At 55.6% G+C, this 19633-nt stretch carries 19 protein-coding genes; 2 read left to right on the top strand and 17 right to left on the bottom strand.

Features of this window, described 5'->3' with window-relative positions:
• Positions 1 to 24: 24 nt before the first annotated feature.
• The 4 genes from BA6348_RS10760 to BA6348_RS10745 all read right to left on the bottom strand — a co-directional run bounded on the left by BA6348_RS10760 (position 25) and on the right by BA6348_RS10745 (position 2819).
• Positions 25 to 285, bottom strand: a complete 261-nt coding sequence (locus BA6348_RS10760; RefSeq protein ID WP_005828933.1) for a DUF2573 family protein — start codon at positions 283 to 285, stop codon at positions 25 to 27.
• An 81-nt stretch (positions 286 to 366) separates the two neighbouring features.
• Positions 367 to 810 carry a small multi-drug export protein gene (locus BA6348_RS10755; RefSeq protein WP_005828934.1) on the bottom strand — a complete coding sequence of 148 codons (444 nt, stop codon included), beginning with the start codon at positions 808 to 810 and terminating at the stop codon, positions 367 to 369.
• 87 nt (positions 811 to 897) lie between these two features.
• Positions 898 to 1893, bottom strand: a complete 996-nt coding sequence (locus BA6348_RS10750) for an ABC transporter permease subunit (RefSeq protein ID WP_007784592.1) — start codon at positions 1891 to 1893, stop codon at positions 898 to 900.
• Positions 1890 to 2819 (bottom strand): ABC transporter ATP-binding protein, encoded by a 930-nt coding sequence (locus tag BA6348_RS10745; protein ID WP_122953055.1) that lies wholly within the window; start codon positions 2817 to 2819, stop codon positions 1890 to 1892. Before BA6348_RS10745 ends, BA6348_RS10750 begins: the two co-directional genes overlap by 4 nt.
• 130 nt (positions 2820 to 2949) lie before the next feature.
• Here BA6348_RS10745 and BA6348_RS10740 point away from each other — a divergent pair, with 130 nt between their 5' ends.
• Entirely contained in the window at positions 2950 to 3738 is a 789-nt protein-coding gene (locus BA6348_RS10740) for a GDSL-type esterase/lipase family protein (RefSeq protein ID WP_005828940.1), read from the top strand.
• On the opposite strand, the gene BA6348_RS10735 is transcribed toward BA6348_RS10740, so the two are convergent.
• From BA6348_RS10735 to BA6348_RS10700, 9 genes are all read right to left on the bottom strand, one after another.
• Entirely contained in the window at positions 3730 to 4965 is a 1236-nt protein-coding gene (locus tag BA6348_RS10735) for an MDR family MFS transporter (RefSeq protein ID WP_007784596.1), read from the bottom strand. The two genes, BA6348_RS10740 and BA6348_RS10735, sit on opposite strands and share 9 nt — an antisense overlap.
• Before the next feature lie 229 nt (positions 4966 to 5194).
• Positions 5195 to 6043, bottom strand: a complete 849-nt coding sequence (locus BA6348_RS10730; protein WP_005828944.1) for a YtnP family quorum-quenching lactonase — start codon at positions 6041 to 6043, stop codon at positions 5195 to 5197.
• Between the two features lie 68 nt (positions 6044 to 6111).
• Complete coding sequence (locus BA6348_RS10725) at positions 6112 to 6408, bottom strand: hypothetical protein (RefSeq protein WP_005828946.1); 297 nt, start codon at positions 6406 to 6408, stop codon at positions 6112 to 6114.
• A gap of 164 nt (positions 6409 to 6572) precedes the next feature.
• Positions 6573 to 8615, bottom strand: coding sequence for an oxidoreductase (locus tag BA6348_RS10720; protein ID WP_369750403.1), 2043 nt, complete (start codon positions 8613 to 8615; stop codon positions 6573 to 6575).
• A gap of 206 nt (positions 8616 to 8821) precedes the next feature.
• On the bottom strand, positions 8822 to 9289 hold the full coding sequence (locus BA6348_RS10715) for a hypothetical protein (RefSeq protein WP_005828949.1): 468 nt from the start codon (positions 9287 to 9289) through the stop codon (positions 8822 to 8824).
• Positions 9290 to 9375: 86 nt separating this feature from the next.
• Positions 9376 to 9687 carry a hypothetical protein gene (locus tag BA6348_RS10710; RefSeq protein ID WP_005828950.1) on the bottom strand — a complete coding sequence of 104 codons (312 nt, stop codon included), beginning with the start codon at positions 9685 to 9687 and terminating at the stop codon, positions 9376 to 9378.
• 204 nt (positions 9688 to 9891) lie between these two features.
• A complete protein-coding gene (locus tag BA6348_RS10705; RefSeq protein ID WP_005828952.1) occupies positions 9892 to 11364 on the bottom strand; it encodes an LCP family protein in 1473 nt (490 codons plus the stop codon).
• A 217-nt stretch (positions 11365 to 11581) separates the two neighbouring features.
• Entirely contained in the window at positions 11582 to 11719 is a 138-nt protein-coding gene (locus BA6348_RS26640) for a hypothetical protein (protein ID WP_005828954.1), read from the bottom strand.
• Positions 11720 to 11773: 54 nt separating this feature from the next.
• A complete protein-coding gene (locus tag BA6348_RS10700; RefSeq protein WP_005828955.1) occupies positions 11774 to 12727 on the bottom strand; it encodes a carbohydrate kinase family protein in 954 nt (317 codons plus the stop codon).
• Positions 12728 to 13001: 274 nt separating this feature from the next.
• Between BA6348_RS10700 and BA6348_RS10695 the strand changes: the two genes are divergently transcribed.
• Complete coding sequence (locus tag BA6348_RS10695) at positions 13002 to 14219, top strand: MFS transporter (protein WP_005828957.1); 1218 nt, start codon at positions 13002 to 13004, stop codon at positions 14217 to 14219.
• Positions 14220 to 14302: 83 nt separating this feature from the next.
• On the opposite strand, the gene BA6348_RS10690 is transcribed toward BA6348_RS10695, so the two are convergent.
• The 4 genes from BA6348_RS10690 to BA6348_RS10675 all read right to left on the bottom strand — a co-directional run bounded on the left by BA6348_RS10690 (position 14303) and on the right by BA6348_RS10675 (position 19476).
• Positions 14303 to 16372 carry a YecA family protein gene (locus BA6348_RS10690; protein WP_122953056.1) on the bottom strand — a complete coding sequence of 690 codons (2070 nt, stop codon included), beginning with the start codon at positions 16370 to 16372 and terminating at the stop codon, positions 14303 to 14305.
• Positions 16373 to 16453: 81 nt separating this feature from the next.
• Positions 16454 to 16726 carry a hypothetical protein gene (locus tag BA6348_RS10685; protein WP_005828962.1) on the bottom strand — a complete coding sequence of 91 codons (273 nt, stop codon included), beginning with the start codon at positions 16724 to 16726 and terminating at the stop codon, positions 16454 to 16456.
• The gene (locus tag BA6348_RS10680; protein WP_007784604.1) at positions 16723 to 17715 is read right to left on the bottom strand and encodes a hypothetical protein; all 993 of its coding nucleotides are present in this window, start codon (positions 17713 to 17715) and stop codon (positions 16723 to 16725) included. Before BA6348_RS10680 ends, BA6348_RS10685 begins: the two co-directional genes overlap by 4 nt.
• A 204-nt stretch (positions 17716 to 17919) precedes the next feature.
• Entirely contained in the window at positions 17920 to 19476 is a 1557-nt protein-coding gene (locus BA6348_RS10675) for a YcdB/YcdC domain-containing protein (RefSeq protein WP_005828966.1), read from the bottom strand.
• Between the last annotated feature and the right edge of the window lie 157 nt (positions 19477 to 19633).

Genomic DNA, 19633 nt, shown 5'->3' with positions numbered 1-19633 from the left:
AAGACGGCGTTTCTTCTTTATAAGCTAGTGAGTCTGGTTTTTCGCCTGGTTCCACTGCTTGATTTGCTCGATAATTTCCCGGATTTGATTGCGCGCAGCCTGGTGCTCCGGCTCGCTACCCCAATGCTGGATGAGCGGCGGCATCGCTTTTGCCATCGTGGTGTACAGGCACCATACTTTTACCATCTCGACGCGCTCCGGCGTCGCTTCACCCGTCAACAGCTCGGTAAACTTGTGCAGCAGTTCATCCAGTTCGGGCACCAGCGCTTCTTTTTTCTCACTCATGGATCATCCCCCGCTTTCCTTTCCTTTTTCATTTCTTGGAACATTGTATGCAAGATTTCTGCCCGGCAAAAGGGAGATTTTTCAGCCCATCGGTTTTGGTGTCAAGAACTGGAGCAGACCGTAGGCGACTGCTGCCGTAAGGATGACGCTCCAGATCACGATGCCAATCGACATCCACCACATCAGTTTGCCTGTCGGTGCGCCGAGCGAAATGCCGATCGCAGCCCCTAGCGGAGCGCCTGTCAACAGCGGAGAAGCCAATCCGAGGCCGATTACGCCGTACTTCTCCCAGATGCGGCCCATCCGGCTCTGGCGCCCTGCTTTTTTCTCCACGCGCTTCATCAGCCAGCTTCTGAGCGAACCGCCCAAATAGATGACAATCCCGGCGCTGGCAATCGCGCCAAGGGCACTGAATATCCCGGTAAGCAACGGAGGCAGTTGCAGCATGAAGCCAATCGGAATCGCTCCCCACAGTTCAAGCATACTCGTCAGTGCAACCGTCCCGCATTTCCATAACATGTCCATAATCTCACGCCAATCTCCTCTCGGTGCCATTCTTGGTCCTTCCATGAAATACGAATGAAACGGAAAAAGGTAGCGTTTTTTTCCAGATCAGGAAGTTACGTCTCTGCGGGTAAAGACGGTGTATGCTACAATCAGCGCCGCGACTGCCCAGATCGTCAGTACAGCCAACGAGAACGGCAGCGTCATTCCTTTGATCGGAGGCAGCGTGCCATTGAGGTAGTCGGTGAGCTGCAAGTTGACGACAAACAAGTATTTGGACGACTCCCACGACGAAGCCATCTGCGTCAGGATCGTCCCGCTGATGAGCGCCGCCATCATGATGCCCATGCCTGCGGCGGCGCTGCGAATGAGGACGGAGACCATGAACGTAACGGTTCCGACGACGATGCAAACAAACCAGCCGAGCCCATACTGCATGAGCAGAAATTGCCACTGCGGCAGCATGAACGCTCCCGACGTCACAAGCTCCCCGCCTGTCACCTCGAAGCCTGTGAGAATCGGCAAATCCCAGCCGGAATAGCCAAACACGACACCCGACAGCAAGTAGGCCAAGATGAGCGTCATCAGTACCGTAAGCGAGGTGAACAGCAACAGCGTGATGTACTTGCTGGTCAGCACCTTCCAGCGCCGCACGGGTCTGGTCAAAAGCAGCTTGATCGTCCCTTCACTAAACTCGGCCGACACGATATCGACCGCCAGCACGACGATAATCATCGGCAAAAACATGGAGATCGCCTGATCCATGAAGCCGCGGGCAAATGTCGGGCCTCCGGGCGCCATCGGATTGATATTGTGGTCGAGGTAATACTGCTGCTGCTGAATCCGGATTTTGATAAAATCGCGCCATTCTTCCGGTAGACGGCTGGACGCGAGCCGGTTTTGCATGTCGACGATCTGCTGGGTCAAGAGCGGCCGCCAGTCCGTCGTGCCCATCCGCTCCTGAGCCGTCACGACCGAGCGGTACTGGGCGTATGTAAAAATCGGGATCAGAATGGCCAGGATGAGCACGACCACGAGAAAGCGGCGGCGGCGCAGCAATTTGACGGTTTCGTTTTGGACGAGGCCCAGCATGCTTTGATTCATTTCTCTCCCCCTCCCCCTGTCAGCGTCAGGAACAAGTCTTCCAGCGTCACGGTTTTCGTGGCAATCCCGATTACCGGGACTCCCGCCTGCACCAGCTTCTGGTTGACTTCGCCTACCCGCTCCATATCCATCCGCGTCTTCACGCTTTCCTCCCCGACCGCCAAAATATCCGTCACGGCGTTGTGCCCGCGCAATACATCCAGCGCTTTTGGCAGGTGGGCGTGCGGGATCGTCCATTCCACCTGGTCGGCAAACTGCTCCATCAACTCGCGCACCAGTCCGACCGAAATGACTTTTCCCTGGTTGATAATCGCCACCCGGTCGCACATCATCTCGATCTCGCTGAGCAGGTGGCTGGAAATGAAGACCGCAAGCCCCTCCTCCTCGGCCAGACGGCGAATGAACTGGCGCAGCTCGCGAATCCCTGCCGGGTCAAGCCCGTTTGTCGGTTCGTCGAGAATCAAGATTTTCGGCCGGTGCAGCAGCGCTTGCGCGATCCCCAGCCGCTGCCGCATCCCGAGCGAATACGTTTTGACTTTGTCGTCAATCGCCCGTTCCAGGTCGACGAAGCGGACGATTTCTTCGATCCGCTCCTGCGTAATCCCTCCGCTCATGCGGGCAAACTGCTCCAGGTTTTCCCTGCCTGTCAAAAATTTGTACAGCTCGGGATTTTCCACGATGCAGCCGACTTGCGCAATCGCCTCCGGGAAGTTCTCCGAGAGCGATATCCCGCCGATGCGGATATCTCCCCCGTCTGCTTTAGCCAGACCGACCAGCATGCGAATAGTCGTCGTCTTGCCCGCGCCGTTCGGCCCCAAAAAGCCAAACACTTCGCCAGCGAGCACGTCGAATGTAATATCGTGAATAATCTGCTTTTTGCCGATCGTTTTTTGCAATCGCGATACTGCGAGGACTGTGTCGCCCAAGGTGCGCCCTCCTGTCTTTGTTCCGCTTCCCGCAACTGACGGCAGCGATTCGTTTATGGTACACTGGCATAAGATGTCCCACCACATTATACCATGTCTACCCACTTCCCATCGAATAGGAGGATAGCCGATGCGCACATCCGGCAAACTTCTCTGGCGCACTACAGGGTTGTTGTCGCTTCTGTCCTTTTTATTGTTTGCCGCAGGCTTTGTCCTGGCGATGAACCCGCAGCAGTTGGCCCCGACCACGGGAGCGCCACCTGTGGAAACCGAGGAACCGCCTGCCCCTTTGCCAAAAGAAGGCGTCCACAAAGTCGTCGCGCTCGGAGACTCGCTCACCCGCGGCGCTGGCGATGCGAACGGCCAAGGCTATGTCGGGCTCGTCCGGCAAGCGCTGGAAAAAAAGGCGGGCCACCCGATTACGTTTACGAATCTCGCCATTAACGGGCAAGAGTCGTCCGACCTGCTCAAGCAAATGTCCGAAGCGCAAGTCAAAACGCTGCTCGCCGAGGCCGATCTGATCCTTTTCACCATCGGCGGCAACGACTTGTTCAGGCAAACGGGCGGGCTCTACACGATCGACAAAGAAAAAGTGGCCGCAGCCACGGACAGGCTTGCGACCAACTACGAGGAAATCATCCGGCAAATTCGCCAGTTGAACAGCAAAGCGACGATTGTTTACACGTCGTTGTACAACCCTTTTGGCAATACGGAAGCGGCTGTCGATACGGTGCAGCCCGTTCTGGACTGGAACAGCACGGCCTCCGCGATTGCCTCCCGCTATCCGCAGGTGTTCGTCGTGCCGACGTATGACATGTTCCTGCGCAAAGAGCAGGCGTATTTGTACACCGATCATTTTCACCCGAATGCAGAGGGCTATGCCCGCATCGCGGAGCGCATTTTGCAGGCGCTAGAGTGATTCTGCCCTGCTCTGATTGAGCGACTTGCCGTGGGTAGCGAAGTACACCCGTTGGCCCGCCCACTGGAATGCGCTGCTCACCATGGAAAACGCCGCTACGGTCAAGAACAGTGTCGTGCCGCCGTAAAGCCCGAGCAGCAGGCCGCCCATCCACGGGCCGATGAACTGTCCGAGGTTGCTGAAGCTTTTCGCGCCGTAATAGCTGCCGCGCATTCCTTCCGGGGCCATGCGGTCAATCAGGACGTCACCTGCGGTAAAGGTCAAGATTTCCCCAAACGTAAACAGCACCATCCCGATAATAAAGACGATCCAGGAGTTGGCGTAGGCAAAGCCGACGTCGCCCAGCGCATACATGACGTTTCCCACCACAATGGCGGTGAGAGGCGTCTTTTTTTCGGCCCATCGGGTCAGCGGCATCTGCATGAGCACGACCACGACAGCGTTGACGCTCATCAGGATGGCAAACAGTTCTGCGCCGGACGCAACGGTCATTTCCGTGAATTTGGCGAGGGTAGACGACATCTGCGAATAGCCGATCGCGCCCAGCACGCCTGCGACCATGTAGTAGCGAAACGCCTTGTCGTGCACGATCACGCTGAAGGCCCGCCCAAAGGTGACCGTCTCTTTCTTTTGCCCTTCAATTTGTTTGATCCCGAACTTGTTCAACAGCCCTTGCAAGCTGATGACGTACACGAGGTAAATGAGCGCGGTAATCAGAAACGGCAGGGCGACGGACGTCTTCGCCAGCACGGCGCCTGCGATCGGGCCAACTGCGACCCCGACGTTGATCGCGGTGTAGCGCAGGCCGAATACCCGGAAGCGTTTCTCAGGCGGCGTCACGTCTGCCATCAGCGCCTGCGACACCGGCTCGTAAAACGAGCGACAGAGCCCGCCTGCCATGTTGAGCAAAAGCAAAATCAGCGGGTTTTTGCTGAGCGCAAACCCGACGAATACGAGCGTCCAGACGTACAGCGCCCCCAGCATGACCCGTCTGCGGCCGATCCGGTCGGACAGCGTCCCGGCAATGAAGCCGCCAATCGTTCCGGCGAGCGGCCCGGCCCCGATGGTCAGGCCGATCATTGCCAGGTCCATATCGGTTTGGTTGGATAAGTATAAAAACAAAAACGGCATGCTCATCGAGCTGGCAGCCCTGACGAACACGGTCCCGACGACCAGCGACCAGACGATCGGGTGGTACTCTTGCATACGTGATTTGATCCAGCTCATTGTCTCTCTCCCCGCAACTGTTCTGCTTCGTCCTGCCTACCAGAACAGATGCTCTGTGATGTTCCTATTGTAGTGAGCCGTCTATCGTTCGTCAATGAGCATTCGAAATTTTTGGATTATGAAAAATTTCTATGAGGCTTATCGAAATTTCGATAGCTTGAAAAATGTTTGGCGTGGCTGGAGTATCTTTTTCCCGCCTGCAAGCAAAAAAACCGGGAGCATCCCGGTTTTACTCTACAATCTTTCTATAATCAATAAGTTCTCCCTTGTCGTTCCACTTCACGGCCCGGTAGACATTATCGTGGTAAAAGGTGAACCACGCCTCTTGGCGGATGCCGCCGTGAATCCATTCTTCCTTGGCGAAGATCGAGGTCATCGGGTAGTCGTCGTAAGCCATGACCCACAGCGGATTTTGGTGGGCGTGCGTCGGCATGATATCGGCGAGGTGCAACAACAGGTGGCCTTGGCTTTCCATGCGGACGATGGCATGTCCCTGGCTGTGGCCGCCTGTGTGGTGCAGGGTAATGCCGGGAACGACCTCGAAAGTGGCGCCGTACGTCTGCACCTGCGACTCGATGGGACGCCAGTTGTCCTCCCAGTATGTATTGCGCGAACGGATGTTGGGCTCTCGCATCTCGGCCCACTCCTGCTCCTGTACGTAGATCACTGCGTTCGGAAACGTGGAAAAAAGCTGGCCGTCCCGCACCGAGACGAGGCCATTCGCATGATCGTAGTGCATGTGCGTCATGATGACGATGTCGATGTCAGCAGGCGTCAAGCCTTTTGCCGCCAGCCCTTCCTGGACTTGCGATTCTTCCACCAGCCCAAAGTTGCGCTTCTGCTTCTCCGTCAGTCGGTCTTTGCCGATACCGGACTCGATCAGGATGCGTTTTCCGAAAGCTTGTACCAAAATCGGGTCCGCTCGCAGCGGAATCTGGTTCAAATCGTTCGGAGGGTAGCGTTTGCTCCAGAGCGGCTTGGGAACCACCCCAAACATCGCGCCTCCATCGAGCTGTGTCAGACCGCCTTTGAGCCATGCCAATTGCAGCTCGCCTACTTGCCATTCGTTACCTGCCAATTCATCCAGCCTCCTCGCCTGCATTTTCTGTAAAGAAAAAAAGCGAAAAGCACCCCGCCAAGGGTGCCTTACTGCTTCTCTGCCACACTCACGGTTCTGGTCGCAGGAGCGATTTCCAGCAAAAGCTCGCTCGATACAGCCTGCACGGTAACATCCGAGTCGGAACGTCTATGATGAAGCACGAGTTGAGCAACCTTTTCATTTTCGCGGTACATACTGATTAATGTCTGAAGTGGGTTTGCACTACCACCTGCAATCATCTTAAACCCCGGGGCAATCGTAAACGTCCATCCCTCCACCTCTACTACCTGCGCAGTGGAGTACAGGAAGTAACGCTTTCCTAAAAGAATGCTATTGTGGTTCATCAAGGCGAAAGCCCCCAATCACATGAATTTAAACAGTATGCCTTCATTGTGCAAGAATTTAAGTATGTTGAAAAGCGATTCGACAAAAGTTCCGAAAAGACGACTTCTTTTTCTCATCATACACGATCCAGCCTATTTTCGGAATAGAAAATCTTTTGCGAACATCAAATCGCTCTGCCAACCTGTGCCCCTTCCAGGATCGCCCGCTTGGCGTCCAGCTCTCCCGCCTCTTTTGCCCCGCCGATCAGATGAACCGGGAGGCGGTTCGTCAGTGCGTGATACAGCGATTGGTTCGGCGTAGCGCCAGCCGCGATAATCACCGTATCGGCAGGCACGAGCTGCTCTTCGTCGTTTACGCTGATGTACACCCCTTCCGGAGCGATTCGCTTGTACTCGATCTGGGTCAGCATCTCCACGCCTCTTTGCTTTAATTGCGCCAATGTCGCCCAGCGGGTCGTTTTGCCCAAGCCGCTGCCGACATGCTTGCCTCTGCGCAGCATGAACACTTTTCGCTTGCTCGCTTGCAACCTGTGAATCGTCTGTTCGTCCACGATCCGGTAGGAGAGCAAATACTCCGCCGTTTGCGCGGAAATGACTTCATTGTGGACGAGCAAATGCGACAAGTCACAGGCGATCCCCCCTGCTCCCACAATCGCCACCTTGTTTCCGACCTTCGCCTTTTGCTCGAACACTTCGTTGTACATGACGACATGCCCAAGCTCCCGGCCAGGAATCTCCGGCACACGCGGGACGACTCCCGTGGCGATGACAACTTCCGCAAAGCCTTCCGCCACCAGCGCATCCGCCTCTGCTTCCGTCCCCAGCCTGATCTCTACGCCCAGCCGCGCAAGCTGCGTGCGATAGTAGCGCAGCGTTTCGTTGAATTCCGCTTTGCCCGGCACTTGCCGCGCGTAGTTGAGCTGGCCGCCAATCCGCGTTTGTTTTTCGAACAGGACGACCTCGTGCCCGCGCTCTGCCAGCACGCGCGCCGCCTCCAAGCCCGCGGGACCCGCGCCCACGACCGCCACCTTTTTCCGAACTCCCGCCGGAACAATCGCCCATTCCGCCTCTCTGCCGACCTGCGGATTGACCAGACAGGAAGCCACTTTGCCGTCAAAAATATGGTCGAGGCAAGCCTGGTTGCAGGCAATGCACGTGTTGACCTCGTCATACCGTCCTTCCACGCTCTTCGCCACGATTTGCGGGTCTGCCAAAAAAGGCCGGGCCATGGAGACGAGATCGCAATGCCCTTCCCGCAAAATTTCTTCGGCATGGCGCACATCGTTAATCCGGTTGCTGGCGATCACCGGGATGCTGACAGCCTGCTTGACCTGCCGGGCGACCCACACGTACGCTCCGCGCGGGACCATCATCGAAATCGTCGGTACTTTCGACTCGTGCCAGCCGATTCCGATGTTGAGCGCATTCACGCCTGCGTCCTCCAGCATGCGGGCGAATTGCAAAGTCTCCTCCATGCTCGTGCTGTCCGGAATCAGATCGAGCCCGGACATCCGAAACACGACAGGAAAATCAGGCCCAACCGCCTCGCGCACCCGCTTCGCCACTTCGATGCCAAACCGCGCCCGGCGCAAAAAGTCTCCCCCCCAGTCGTCCTGGCGATGGTTGGTGACTGGAGAGAGGAACTGGTTGATGAGATAGCCTTCCGAGCCCATGATCTCCACCGCGTCAAATCCGGCCTTTTGCGCGCGGACCGCTCCGGCGGCAAAGGCAGCAATCGTCAGTTCGATCTCCGACGCATCCAGCTCCCGCGGCTTCCAGCGATTGATCGGGGCTTGCAACGGCGACGGCGCTACCGGATCAAGCCCGGTTGCCTCCTTGTACGCATAGCGGCCTGCGTGAAAAAGCTGCAAGGCAATTTTGCCGTTGGCCTGGTGAACTTTTTCCGTAATCACCCTCAGTTGCTCGATGTGCTCATCCAAGTACACGTTGCAGTACACTTCGCCCATGCCGCCCTCTGGCAGCACAGCAGCGCCTCCCGTCACGATCAGCCCGGCTCCCCCTCTGGCCCGCTCCGCGTAAAACTCGGCGAGCCGTGCCACACCGTCCGGCAGTCGTTCAAAACCGACGTGCATCGACCCCATGATGATTCGGTTCGGCAGTGTCATCGCCCCAATTTGGACAGGTTCCTGTACGTTTGCAAGCTTCAAAATATGCCCCTCCCTCAATACGAATGAATACTCATTCATTTTCTATTGTATTCGATTCTGCACACCAGCTCGCAAATCCTGCCCGTTCTGCTGGCAAAACCAAACAAAACTCACCGTGCGGGGGAAGAACATCCAAAAAGGCCCAGGAGCACTTCTCCTGAGCCTGTGTGTCGCAGCCTGTGTGTCGCAGCCTGTGTGTCGCAGCCTGTGTGTCGCAGCCTGTGTGTCGCAGCCTGCCTGTCTGCCTACCCGAGCTTGACCAACTCGCCCAAATCTGCCGCGAACCTTTCCAATGTCTCGTTCAAGTCCGCTTCTTCCGCTGCGCTCTGCGGCGTCTGGACGACAAAGTGATAGTCCACCTGCACGCTCGTCTCGGCGAGCTTGCCTGGCTCTATGTAACGGCGCTTTTCCGACAGCGAGCACTCCGCCACCCGGCTTCTGGCCTGCGCCCACAACGCCTGGATCTGTTCTGCCGCCAGCTCGTACGGATACGCGATCTCGACCTCTACCTCGCAGCTTTTTTCATCTTCCAGCAAAAACAGATGAATGGTAGCTACAGGCTGTTCTTCTTCAAAGGTGCCCGCGAAGGAAATCATCACTTCACGCATTTCCTCGTCTTCGAGCAAAGAGCGGTCCGAGCGCAAGACGATATCCGTAATCATTCCTCGCGCAGACAGCAGTTGATTTAGTTTTTCGACCAATAATTGCAGCACGTAAATGGTTCCTCCTGTTAGTTGCGTTATTCCTTATCCAGCTAGAAGTATAGCACGATTGCCCCGGACACGAAAAACCCCTTCACTCAGGAAGGGGTCGGTGTATTGTTCATATTTTTTTGGTTCATAAATTCAGAGAGCCACGCGCGTCTTACTTCCTTGTTCGGGCAATAGCCTAAAATGTAGCTTTCCCCGCGCATATATTTTTCCTTAATCCACTCTTTGTGCTTGCGGAAAAAGGCGTGTTGGAAATCGATCGGCATCTGCTGATATTCTTCCAGCGCTGAGGGGTTCTGGAGGAAAAAATCTTCGTCGTACACAAGCTCTTCATTTTGTTGGCGGCTGATGAGGTACACAAAGGCAATCACCAGAAACAGGTTCACCAAGAAAATCGTCATCCAAATCCCTCCAGTCAGGTCCTTAATTATCTGATTAATCTGTCTTATCAGCATATTATTATTGTACCACGAAATTGGTGTTTTCTAAACCTTTCGTTTCATTTTTCGTAAAAAAAAATCTATTGAAAATAGAAATGCTTGGCTATGTCGAAAAAAAAGCACCCGCTCTTCCGAAAGAAAGAAGCGAGTGCCTGTTTGGCGTACTTATGATTTGCTTGTCGGGCTGCCTTGCGTCGCTCCGCTGTCCTGCCCGGTGACAGGAGGGGAAACGATGTCTGGCGGCGGCGCCGGTGTTCCGGTATTGCCTGCTGGTGCGGAAGGCGGCTGGGTCGCATTCCTATTCGAAGCTGGCGTCTGCGCGTCAGGCACAGTGGTCTGGCCTTGAGGCTGCTCGGGACTGACTACATCCGGGGGGGGAGCGGCGCCCTCTTCCGCAAGCTCCTGTCCTTCCGCTACTTCGATCGGCTCCGTCTGCTTTTTCGGCTCCTCTGTCGCTTTCGGCTTGGAAGTCGCCGGAGCCGCTGATTCTGTCGTTCTATTTTTGGTCGACTTGCTGCTGCTGGAGGCAACCGATGATTCACCCGCTCCGAGGATCGGGGAGTTGTTCAACTGTGCGACTACTTTGCCGGACAGGCCCATCTCCGCCTGCAAGGAGCTGCGGATCAGCTCCAGCTTTTCTTTTTCCAGGAACGTATATCCGCCCTGCCAGTACGCTCCGTTGTCGAGCGTGGTCAAGGTAGAAGCGTTGAAGCCTTTGAAATCATAGGCCAACCCTTTGATCTGCTCTTTGGACAGGTCGGTATGGATGTGCTTCGCGCCTACTTCCATGATGTTAAAAATTTTGGTCAAGCCGTCCAGGGAACCGACTTTGTCGACAACGGCGCGGATCACTTCCTGCTGGCGGCGGTTGCGATCGAAGTCGCTAGAGTAGTATTTCGTTCCGCGATTGTCGTGGCGGTGGCGCACGTAGCCAAGTGCCTGCTCGCCGTTCAGCGTCTGGAGTCCCGGATTCAGATTGATGTGCGTGTCGTCGGTCGGATCGTCGTACACGAGCTTGCGGTCGACGTTGACCTCGACTCCGCCCAGCTCGTCGATTACCGCCTTGAAGCCGTCAAAGTCGACAGCGACGTAATGCTCAATCGGAATCCCCAAAATTTCGTTCAACGTTTTCTTCGTCAAGGAAATGCCGTCTTCGGTCGGCGTCTGGTTGTTGCGCTCTGCCTGTCTCCGCTCTGCCTCGCCGTTGGCGTAAACCGAGTTGATCTTGTGGTAGTCGCGATATCCCGGAATTTTCACCCGTGTATCGCGCGGGATGGATACCATCGTCACTTTTTTCGTCTGTGGATTGGCGACCGCGACGATCATGACGTCCGTGTTCATCGAGCCTGTCTCGGGACGCGAGTCGGAGCCGAGCAAGATGAAGGACATCGGCTTGTCGGCGTGGTAAACCGGGTCCGCATTTTTCGAAGCTTCCGAAGCAAAACCATTTTCTACCGGCTTTGTTACTACATCCAGAGTGTCTTCAATTTTCCAATAAATTGCTCCGGCAACTCCGCCTACCAACAACAGGACCGTCAATGTGAAAATCATCAGGAACCTGCGCAGCTTGCGGCTGCGGGTCGGCTGTTTTTTCTTGCGTGGAGCAGAAGCGCGTGTTTTTACAACAGTTTCTGGCATATGTATCAATCTCCTTGTTTGCGCACGCTTTTTGACAAAAGAAAAGGGAGGCACAATTGTGAACAGTGCCACTCAACCAGATGCACTAATATTTTCTTCTGTTGGTAATCATCTGATTCAGATATTGTATCACAGGATTGTCTTCATTTGTAGAAAAATGTTCCTTACAAGAGAAACTCCCCCACCGTTTTTGTCGATGGGGGAGGCTTTTTGTTTGTTATTGCAAGCCTTTTGGCGCCTGGCTAAAACCTTGTACGGGACCCTCCGGCTGCTTTTGCTTGGAGCGGTGAGAATCGCCGCCTTGGCGCACGTGACTTTCCTGCTTGCCGTTTACGTCGTTCGATTTCTTTTCCATGTACACTCCTCCTCGCTGCTGATACGCAAGTAGTGTACGTCATCTTATGTATTCTCATTCCCGCTCGAAAATCTGCATTTCTTTTCCGGCAAAAAACTCTTTTCGCTGCAAAAGCGCGCGCAGGTCGTAATCGCCCGTTTTGTGCTGGCTCAACTCGGCGAGCGCCATTCCGTAAGCCGCTTGCTCTCGGAGCAGGGGCGTCATCCGTTGCGCGTAAATAATCCCCGCGGCAAATGCATCACACGCCGCTTCGCGGATCGGCGTAGGAGGAGCCGCTACCCAGATGGACTCTTCCTGGCGGCACAGATACAGGCCAGCCTCGCCGCAGTTCACCATAAGCTGATGGAGTCCCTGCTCGAGCAGCCGCTTTGCACACGCTTCCACGTCGCTAAAGGAGTGGAGCGATTGGCCGCACAGCACCTCGACCTCGTCAATGCTCGCGATCAGCACGCGGACTCCCGGCAAAAACGGCCGCCATTTTTCCGCCTTTTTCACAGAGACGGGATCGACCACCACGATTTTTCCCAATCGGTTTGCTTCGTCTACAAAAACGCGCATGACAGCAACAGGCAGGTTCGCATCCATAAACAGCCCCGCTGCATGCGGCAGGCGCTCCAGGGCATGCTGAACCAGCTCGTCTGTCCACGCTTCATTGACTTCCATATCGGCCACGGCTGTGTACAGCTCGCCATCGAGGTCGCGAATCGCCAAATACCGTCCTGTCGATTTGCCGGCGATTCGCACCATTCCATGCGTCGCTACTCCGCTTTTGGCCGTCACTTGTCTCAACCATTCTCCGTCAGCGTCTTCCCCTACGAGAGCGAAGAGCTGCACTTCTTCCCCCAACCACCCCAGATTTTCCGCCACATTTCGAGCTACTCCGCCTGCCACTTGCTGAACATGCCCTGGATTGCTCGTCCCAGGCAGCAATCTGGCAGAAGTGACTCCTTGCACGTCCACGTTGGCTCCACCCACGCATAGCCAGTATTCGGTCATCCCTTTCAGCACTTTGGCACTCCTCCCAGCCTTTTGCTCATGGTCTAGTCCATCTTCTCCCCCATCTTTTTCGACAACGCTCTGGCATTTACCTACCGGGTTGAAAACTTCCTCGCCAGAAAGCCGTTATGTCTTGCCGCCATATGCCGTCCAGACAGTAATGACGCCTCCCTCTATTCCGTGCTACAGTGAGAAAAAGTGCGTGGGCGAACTGCGTGGGCGAACAGAGGGTACATGGGTAATTGCGCTGTTTTTTTACACTACAACTAAATGGAGATGAACTGACATGAGTGCCACATCTACGCCGCTCCAGGCATCCGGCGGGGGGAAAGCGGCACCTACCGTCTACCGCATGCTGTTTGCCATCAGCCTCGTTCATTTGCTGAACGACAGCCTGCAAGCGGTCATTCCCGCCCTGCTTCCGATCGTGGAAAAAAATCTTGCGTTGACCTTCACGCAGGTAGGGGTCATCCTGTTGGTCATGAACTTGACTTCCTCCGTCCTGCAGCCGGTAGTCGGCTACTATTCCGATCGCAAATCGCAACCGTTTTTGCCGCCGCTCGCCTTGCTCGTCTCGGGGATCGGGATGCTCGCGCTCGCGTTTGCGGGCAGTTACTACCTCGTGCTCGTCGCCGTTGCCTGCGTCGGAATCGGCTCGGCCGTCTTCCACCCGGAGGCGTCCCGCTTCGCCCATCAGGCGTCTGGCCCTCGCCGCGGCCTGGGGCAATCGATCTTCCAGGTAGGGGGAAACGCCGGGCAAGCGCTGGCACCGCTGATGACCATTCTCGTGTTCGCCAATCTCGGCCAGCCTGGCGCAGCCTGGTTTTTGCTGCCAGCCGTATTGGCAAGCTGCGTCCTGCTCTACGTGGCGCTCTGGTATCGCGGCCAGCAACGAATGAAGAAAACGGCTGCCGCCGTCGTCGCGTACACGAATCGCAAGCAGCGGCTGATCGCCCTCTGGCTGCTGATTCTGATCGTCAGCGTCCGCTCGTGGATGAACGCAGGCTATCAGAGCTTTTACCAGTTTTACTTGATGTACATCAAGCACATGGACTATTCCAGCGCCCAGCTCGTCGTGTTCGGCTTCCTGTTCGCCGGAGCCGTCGGGACCTTCTTCGGCGGCCCGCTCTCGGATCGGTTCGGAAAACGCAATCTGCTGATTCTCTCGACGCTCGGATCGCTGCCGTTCACCTTGTTGACACCATACGTCTCCGGGTTCTGGGCCTTTCCGCTCTTGGTCGTAAGCGGCTTTATCATGCTTTCCAGCTTTTCGGTCACAGTCGTCTACGCCCAGGAGCTTCTGCCGGGCAAAATCGGCACCGTATCCGGCCTGATTATCGGCCTGGCATTCGGGATGGGCGGCATGGGCGCGCTCGTGTTCGGCTATTTGGCAGACATCTTCGGCCTTGGCTTCGTCATCACGCTCTGCTCCGCGTTGCCGTTGATCGGCTTCGTCGGACTTTTGCTGCCAAAAGACAAGACGCTGCGAGAATGGGCACGGTAAGCGTGTCCTGGCATCAGGAAGGAAAGAAAAAACCCGAGGAGCCTTTTCCCCGGGTTTTGTTTGTTTGTCGATCAAGCTGTTGGTTAGACCAACACGCCAGTCCGCACTCCCAGCAGTTGGGCAATGACGGGCGGGTACAGCTCAGGCGTGCCATACAGGCGCCAGAGGCCGTCCTCGCCTTTGCCGACCAGACCGGAGACGATCCAGTCAGATGTCAGCACGTCTTTCACATCTGCCGCTACAGCCAGCGTCATTTTCTCGCCGTCAGGGCGTTTGACTACCAAACCGTCGGCGTCGGCGCCAAGCACGACCAGCGCTTCTTCTGCGACATCCTTCGGCACAGTCGCCTGGCCGTACAGATTCTGGTTCGCTGCTTTTTCCAGCAGACCGCGCATGCGGTAGGCTTCCGGCAAGCTTTCTTTCAACTCGGCAAACAAGGACTGCATGTTCGCATGCAAGCTTGTCTTGCTGTGCTTGTCCAGCCATTTGAAGAAAGCGGTCATGACCGACAACAGGTTCGTTGCCAACGTCTTCGTCACGGCATCCGCGCGTGTGTAAATATCGTGCACGAGGAAGTAAGCCAGATCTTCCTTGCGCAGTTGTTCCCATGTAAACGAAGGACCGAACGCGCCTCTTACAAAAGAGCGGAAGTTGTTCATAACCTCGTCGTACTTTTTGACAGTTGCTTCCGACTTGCCGTCCGTCATCTCCTGAACGAAGCGGTTGATGTCGGCGAGCCTGTCCGGGTGGACCGTGTACACGCTCTCCGGCAAGCCTTCGATCAGCGGGCGGGTGAGCAGGTTGTTCACGTGCAGGCTGTCGTTTTGAAGCGACAGACGCGGGCGCAACATATCCATCCGAATGTAGCGCGCAAGGCCTTGTCCTACTTTATGGTCTTGCTCCAACTGCTCCAGCAGGCTCTCCAGCTTGGCGTGCAGCTCTTTGCTGTCGGTTGCCGCAACCAGGACAGGGGCCAGCTCTTCCAACGCTTCGTGTGGCGTCACCAGCCATTTTTCCGCAAAATACGTTTGCACGGCCCACTGCAAAACCTTCGGCGGCAGCGTAGGCTGGCTGGTAATAAACAAGGTGCCTTTGGACAGCTTGGAGCCGGTCGAGGTCAGGACGCGAATCTCTTCCTCCTGCTCGTAGGCAAGCAGCAACAGCAACTGCGCTACTTCCTCCAGATCCGGTGCGTATCCTTCCAGATACAGCTTGTCATCCTCAAGCAGCACCTCTGCCTGCACTTCATACAGCTCCAGGAGCGCATCCTTCAAAGCCGGGAACAGGTGCTCTTCCTTGCGCGTGGCATACACCCACACTTCTTTTGTACCGTCGGACTTTTTCAGTTCGAAAGCAGGGTTTGCCTCAATCGCCTTGAGCAGTTGCTCGCGATTTTGCAACGGATACGTGCGACGGAGCAAGGAGCTTTGGCCCGCTCCTGCCTGTCCGTTGTCCGTTCCGCCAAACTGGACAATAAAACGGTACAGCGCCGTGGTGTACACCCGTTTGCTCGTGTCGGCCGCCGCTTCTTCGACTTCCGGATGCTCCTTCAGCCATTCCAGCAAGCTGTCCTTGACGTGCGGCTGCAAAATGATGCTGCCGGAAAACAGCATGTTGCGCAGCCCCAGGTTCAAGAGACGTCCCACGATGATTTGCCCAGGCATGACGCTCAGGCTGTTGGATCGCAGGATGTAATGCTTCTCCAGCGTGAGCGGCTGTTGAACGGTCATGACATCCCGCTCAACCTCCATGATTTCGTACACATTCAGATGCAAGTCGGCAAAAGCACGGCGAAGATCAGGCTCCATCCGGCGACCGTGCTGCTTGATGTAGTTCTCAAGCAACGTGCTTCCGCCTGTTCTTACATCCAGGACACACCAGTTGAAGAAATGCGCGGCCCACTCTGGACGCGTGACCTCTTCTTCGGTCAGGCCGACTTCTGCCGAAAACCGGCTGCGCGCTTCCTGAATCGTCTCGCTGGTCACATTGCCGCCAACGAAATGATTCAGGCGCTCCACCCAGCCCGCGTATTCCTTCTGCAATTTTTGCTCGTGACGGCTGCGCAGCTCCGCAATCGGAGTGACTACCCCACAGCATTTCTTGTATTTTTTTCCGCTCCCGCAAGGGCACAGTTCGTTTCTTCCTACTGACATAGAGGGTTTGGATCTCCTTTCCATCCCACGCGGCATGCGCGGGGAATCCTGCACAATCCCCCTATTTTACCGCATTTTCCATCATGTGTTCAAGTGTTCTCGTTTTGGTTCATGAGCGATTCCCACATCACTTTTGCCTTCCCATTGGCTGATAAACAGCTCCAGGCGGTTCATCAACCGGACGATGCGCTGCTTCTCGCTCATGCATGCAGAAATAGCAGAGAGCTGGTTGGCGGCAAAAAGTTCCACCACTTCCTGCTCCATGTCTTGAAGGCGAATCCGATAACTCGCGATGACGTCGCGCAGCAAATCAAATCGCTGTTCCAACCGGATCGTGGCCTCAAGCTTACTCATTGTTGCTCACTGGTCGCCAGTACTTGCTGAATGCCAAGCACGATCTGCTCATGCTTATGTTTCTCTTTCATCAGCACTTCTATAGCTTGCATATTGCTTTGTTGAAAATGGGCGACAACCTCCTGGGACATCTCCTGGTTGCGGCCTTCCAGGCGGCTGATCGCCTGTTGCAGCAATTGTTGTACTTCCTCCAGCACTCGCGTGTTCGTAGCGTTTGTCATGTTCGTTTCCTCCTTGGTAAAAATTGGTTCCTGCTGTTCGGTTGCCTGCTGCAAAAGATTCACTGATTCGGGGGCAACTTCCTCTGTTTCATTCTCGATGATGGCTATCGATTCAGAAGAGTCTGCCGCTGCGATTTCTTCCGCAGCCAGCTCCTCATCGGTCACATCACTGCGCGCAATGATATACAGCGTATCTCCCTCAATCCGGAAACGGTCGTCCAGCATGGGCAGAAAAGCAGCATCTGCCGCTATCCTCACTTCTTGCTCCAAAAAATGAACAAGCGAGCGGGCAGCTACTTGCGTGATACCATTGTCCCGGCAAAAATCGTACACCTGGTCATTCGCTTGTGTCCACTCTGCCAAAAACCATCTGTCGTCACCTTGGTACTGCACAAAGCGAGGGTCGCGTTCCAGTTGCAACATGCGAAGGATCTGGTTCCAGCCAAACTGCGTCTGACGGCGCAGCTCTGCGACGATCTGCTCCAGCTTTTTCGGCGCTTGCGTGTCGCGCAAAAAGCGATACGCCAGGTCGTACACCTGATGAGGCTGGTAGGTGATCTCCACAATCGCCTCCGAGCTGGCAACCCGCACTGGCGACTGCTCCATCTTCAACACTTTATCAAGTAGTGTCGAACTGTCCAGATCCATCAAAGCAGTCAGCTCATTCGCTTCCATCCGGGAACAAATCTCCGTACGTGGGAGGGAGCGCTCACCGGACCGGAATACCTTCTTGACAATACTTGGTAGGGTATAGGTTGGCCGTTTCATGCACTTTCTCCTTCTCGTGATCGGCATTTTTGCCAAATCAAATGGGAATCAAGAAGTTATTCTACAAAAAGAAAAAAAATCCTACCAGCCGTGAAGTGTTTGTCTATTTTGAAAAGAAAAGCTGCAAGCCCGGCCATTTGCGAAGGAATAAGCCCGCATAGAAGAACCCGGCACGCTCTGTCGCGATGCCGGGCCACTGCCTGTCTAGTATGATGCTGTCCACTCGATCCAACTGTCCACGACTTCGCCTGTAGCCGCGTCCACCTGCATCGCTTCCGTATCGGCCGTTGGCAAATAGACGAGCTGCGGAGTGGTCGCAGTCTGTCCCCCCACCTTCGGGTAGTCGTACGCCAGGCGCAGGACCATGCTTTGCACAAAAGCTTGCTTCGCTTTTTCCTCGCCGATGACGCCCGACTGATCGATGGTCGCAGGCATGGCTGGGATTTCGTTCACCTTTGCTGCCACGACCGTTCCCTTTTTCGCGTCCACCTCGACCGTGAACAGCGGCGTTTTGGCCGGGATGTCATTGCTGTGCGGGAAGAAGGCGTAGCTGTAGATCGGCCGGACGAGATTTTGGTCTGCCCAGCCAGGCAAATTGTCAAGCTGGCTGGTTTTTCGCACCACGAAGGACTGTTCCTTGGTCAGCAAATGCTTCTCGGCAAATTCGAGCGCCAGCGCCTTCGCCTCTTCGGCTTGCAACGGCTTTTCCAGCTCTTTCTCTGCCGATCCGTCGAGCCTGAACTCGATGAGCGACTTCGTTTTGCGGTCGACCAGAACAGAGGCGCTCTGGTACATTCTCGCGTTCCACTCGTACAGATCGGTATCCCGCTTTTTCGCTTTCTCCGATGGCGCCTGGAACGTCAGCGTATTCACGCGCAGCTTGAACGTCGCCTCCAGCCACTGCTCCATTTTTTTGCGGTCGCCCCAGATGCTGTTGTCAGCCGAGCCTTTCAGCTTGAGAACCTCGCTCTCTTTGCTGTACACAGCAGGGACGACTTCTCCGGTCACGGCGTCAATTACCGGCAGCTCTGTCGGCTCGTACACCAGCTTGCCCGCGGCCGCGTCGTACACGAGTTGCATGCGAAGCTGGTTTTCCCACTCGCGTTTCGCTTTCTCCAGCGGAATCGCTTTTTTCGGGTCAGCCACCTCCGACGCCAGCGGCAGCTTGATTTTTTCCTGATGAAACTGGACAATTTGCCCGGACGCGTCTATGAACGCGCGGCCCATTTCTTTTTTCACCCAGACATCGTTGAGCAACGGGTAAAACGACACGACGGCCAACTGGTCGAGCTGCGACCTCCGATCCGTCGAGAGCATCGGTTGGGCAGCGATGACGTGGCTGACAGGCACCTGCTCGCGGATAAAATCGCTCAGCTTTTGATAGCTTTGTTTTTTGTCCCATTTTTTCGACTTGTCCCGATCTGCGCCTTTCAGCTCCAGGGACGTAATGTTGCCGTCAGCATCGACGACCAGTTCCAAAGATACCCCTGCCGTAATGACGTTTTTCCTGTCGGACAGAGAAATGATCGTCTCGGATTTGCTGCCTGTGCCGATCGAATCGACATGCAGCTCCGACAGCGCTGGCACGTAATCGTCCCGCAGCTCGACCAATAGCTTGCGCATGTCGTCTGGCAACGGAATGATGTCGAGATCAGATTTGCCGTCGTAGGCGTAAACGTGAGCCGGCGCAAACGGAACTCCCGGCGCGGCCAGTACGCTGGCTGCCAGCAAAAGCACAGCCATTTTGCTCCTTTTTTTCACAGATTCTCCTCCTTTGCAAAGCCAATCATCTAGTAAGACGCCCTTGCAAGGAAAAGGTTTCAGAAAACTTGCGCCGCCAAAGCTCCCGGAAAAATCCCTGTCCGTCCGGCGGCAAGTAAAAAGGCCAACTGTCTGATTCGCGCAGTTGGCCTTTGTC

The sequence above is a fragment of the Brevibacillus agri genome (genome assembly GCF_004117055.1).
GTDB lineage: Bacteria > Bacillota > Bacilli > Brevibacillales > Brevibacillaceae > Brevibacillus > Brevibacillus agri.
The sequence above is the reverse complement of the archived record's forward strand: the minus strand, read 5'-3'. Positions and strand labels throughout refer to the sequence as shown.

Excerpts from the sequence above, each read along its gene's own strand:
- BA6348_RS10760 (WP_005828933.1), bottom strand. The coding sequence starts at position 285 with ATGAGTGAGAAAAAAGAAGCGCTGGTGCCCGAACTGGATGAACTGCTG.
- BA6348_RS10755 (WP_005828934.1), bottom strand. The coding sequence starts at position 810 with ATGGACATGTTATGGAAATGCGGGACGGTTGCACTGACGAGTATGCTT.
- BA6348_RS10750 (WP_007784592.1), bottom strand. The coding sequence starts at position 1,893 with ATGAATCAAAGCATGCTGGGCCTCGTCCAAAACGAAACCGTCAAATTG.
- BA6348_RS10740 (WP_005828940.1), top strand. The coding sequence starts at position 2,950 with ATGCGCACATCCGGCAAACTTCTCTGGCGCACTACAGGGTTGTTGTCG.
- BA6348_RS10735 (WP_007784596.1), bottom strand. The coding sequence starts at position 4,965 with ATGAGCTGGATCAAATCACGTATGCAAGAGTACCACCCGATCGTCTGG.
- BA6348_RS10725 (WP_005828946.1), bottom strand. The coding sequence starts at position 6,408 with ATGAACCACAATAGCATTCTTTTAGGAAAGCGTTACTTCCTGTACTCC.
- BA6348_RS10720 (WP_369750403.1), bottom strand. The coding sequence starts at position 8,615 with ATGAATGAGTATTCATTCGTATTGAGGGAGGGGCATATTTTGAAGCTT.
- BA6348_RS10710 (WP_005828950.1), bottom strand. The coding sequence starts at position 9,687 with ATGACGATTTTCTTGGTGAACCTGTTTCTGGTGATTGCCTTTGTGTAC.
- BA6348_RS10705 (WP_005828952.1), bottom strand. The coding sequence starts at position 11,364 with ATGCCAGAAACTGTTGTAAAAACACGCGCTTCTGCTCCACGCAAGAAA.
- BA6348_RS26640 (WP_005828954.1), bottom strand. The coding sequence starts at position 11,719 with ATGGAAAAGAAATCGAACGACGTAAACGGCAAGCAGGAAAGTCACGTG.
- BA6348_RS10695 (WP_005828957.1), top strand. The coding sequence starts at position 13,002 with ATGAGTGCCACATCTACGCCGCTCCAGGCATCCGGCGGGGGGAAAGCG.
- BA6348_RS10690 (WP_122953056.1), bottom strand. The coding sequence starts at position 16,372 with ATGTCAGTAGGAAGAAACGAACTGTGCCCTTGCGGGAGCGGAAAAAAA.
- BA6348_RS10685 (WP_005828962.1), bottom strand. The coding sequence starts at position 16,726 with ATGAGTAAGCTTGAGGCCACGATCCGGTTGGAACAGCGATTTGATTTG.
- BA6348_RS10680 (WP_007784604.1), bottom strand. The coding sequence starts at position 17,715 with ATGAAACGGCCAACCTATACCCTACCAAGTATTGTCAAGAAGGTATTC.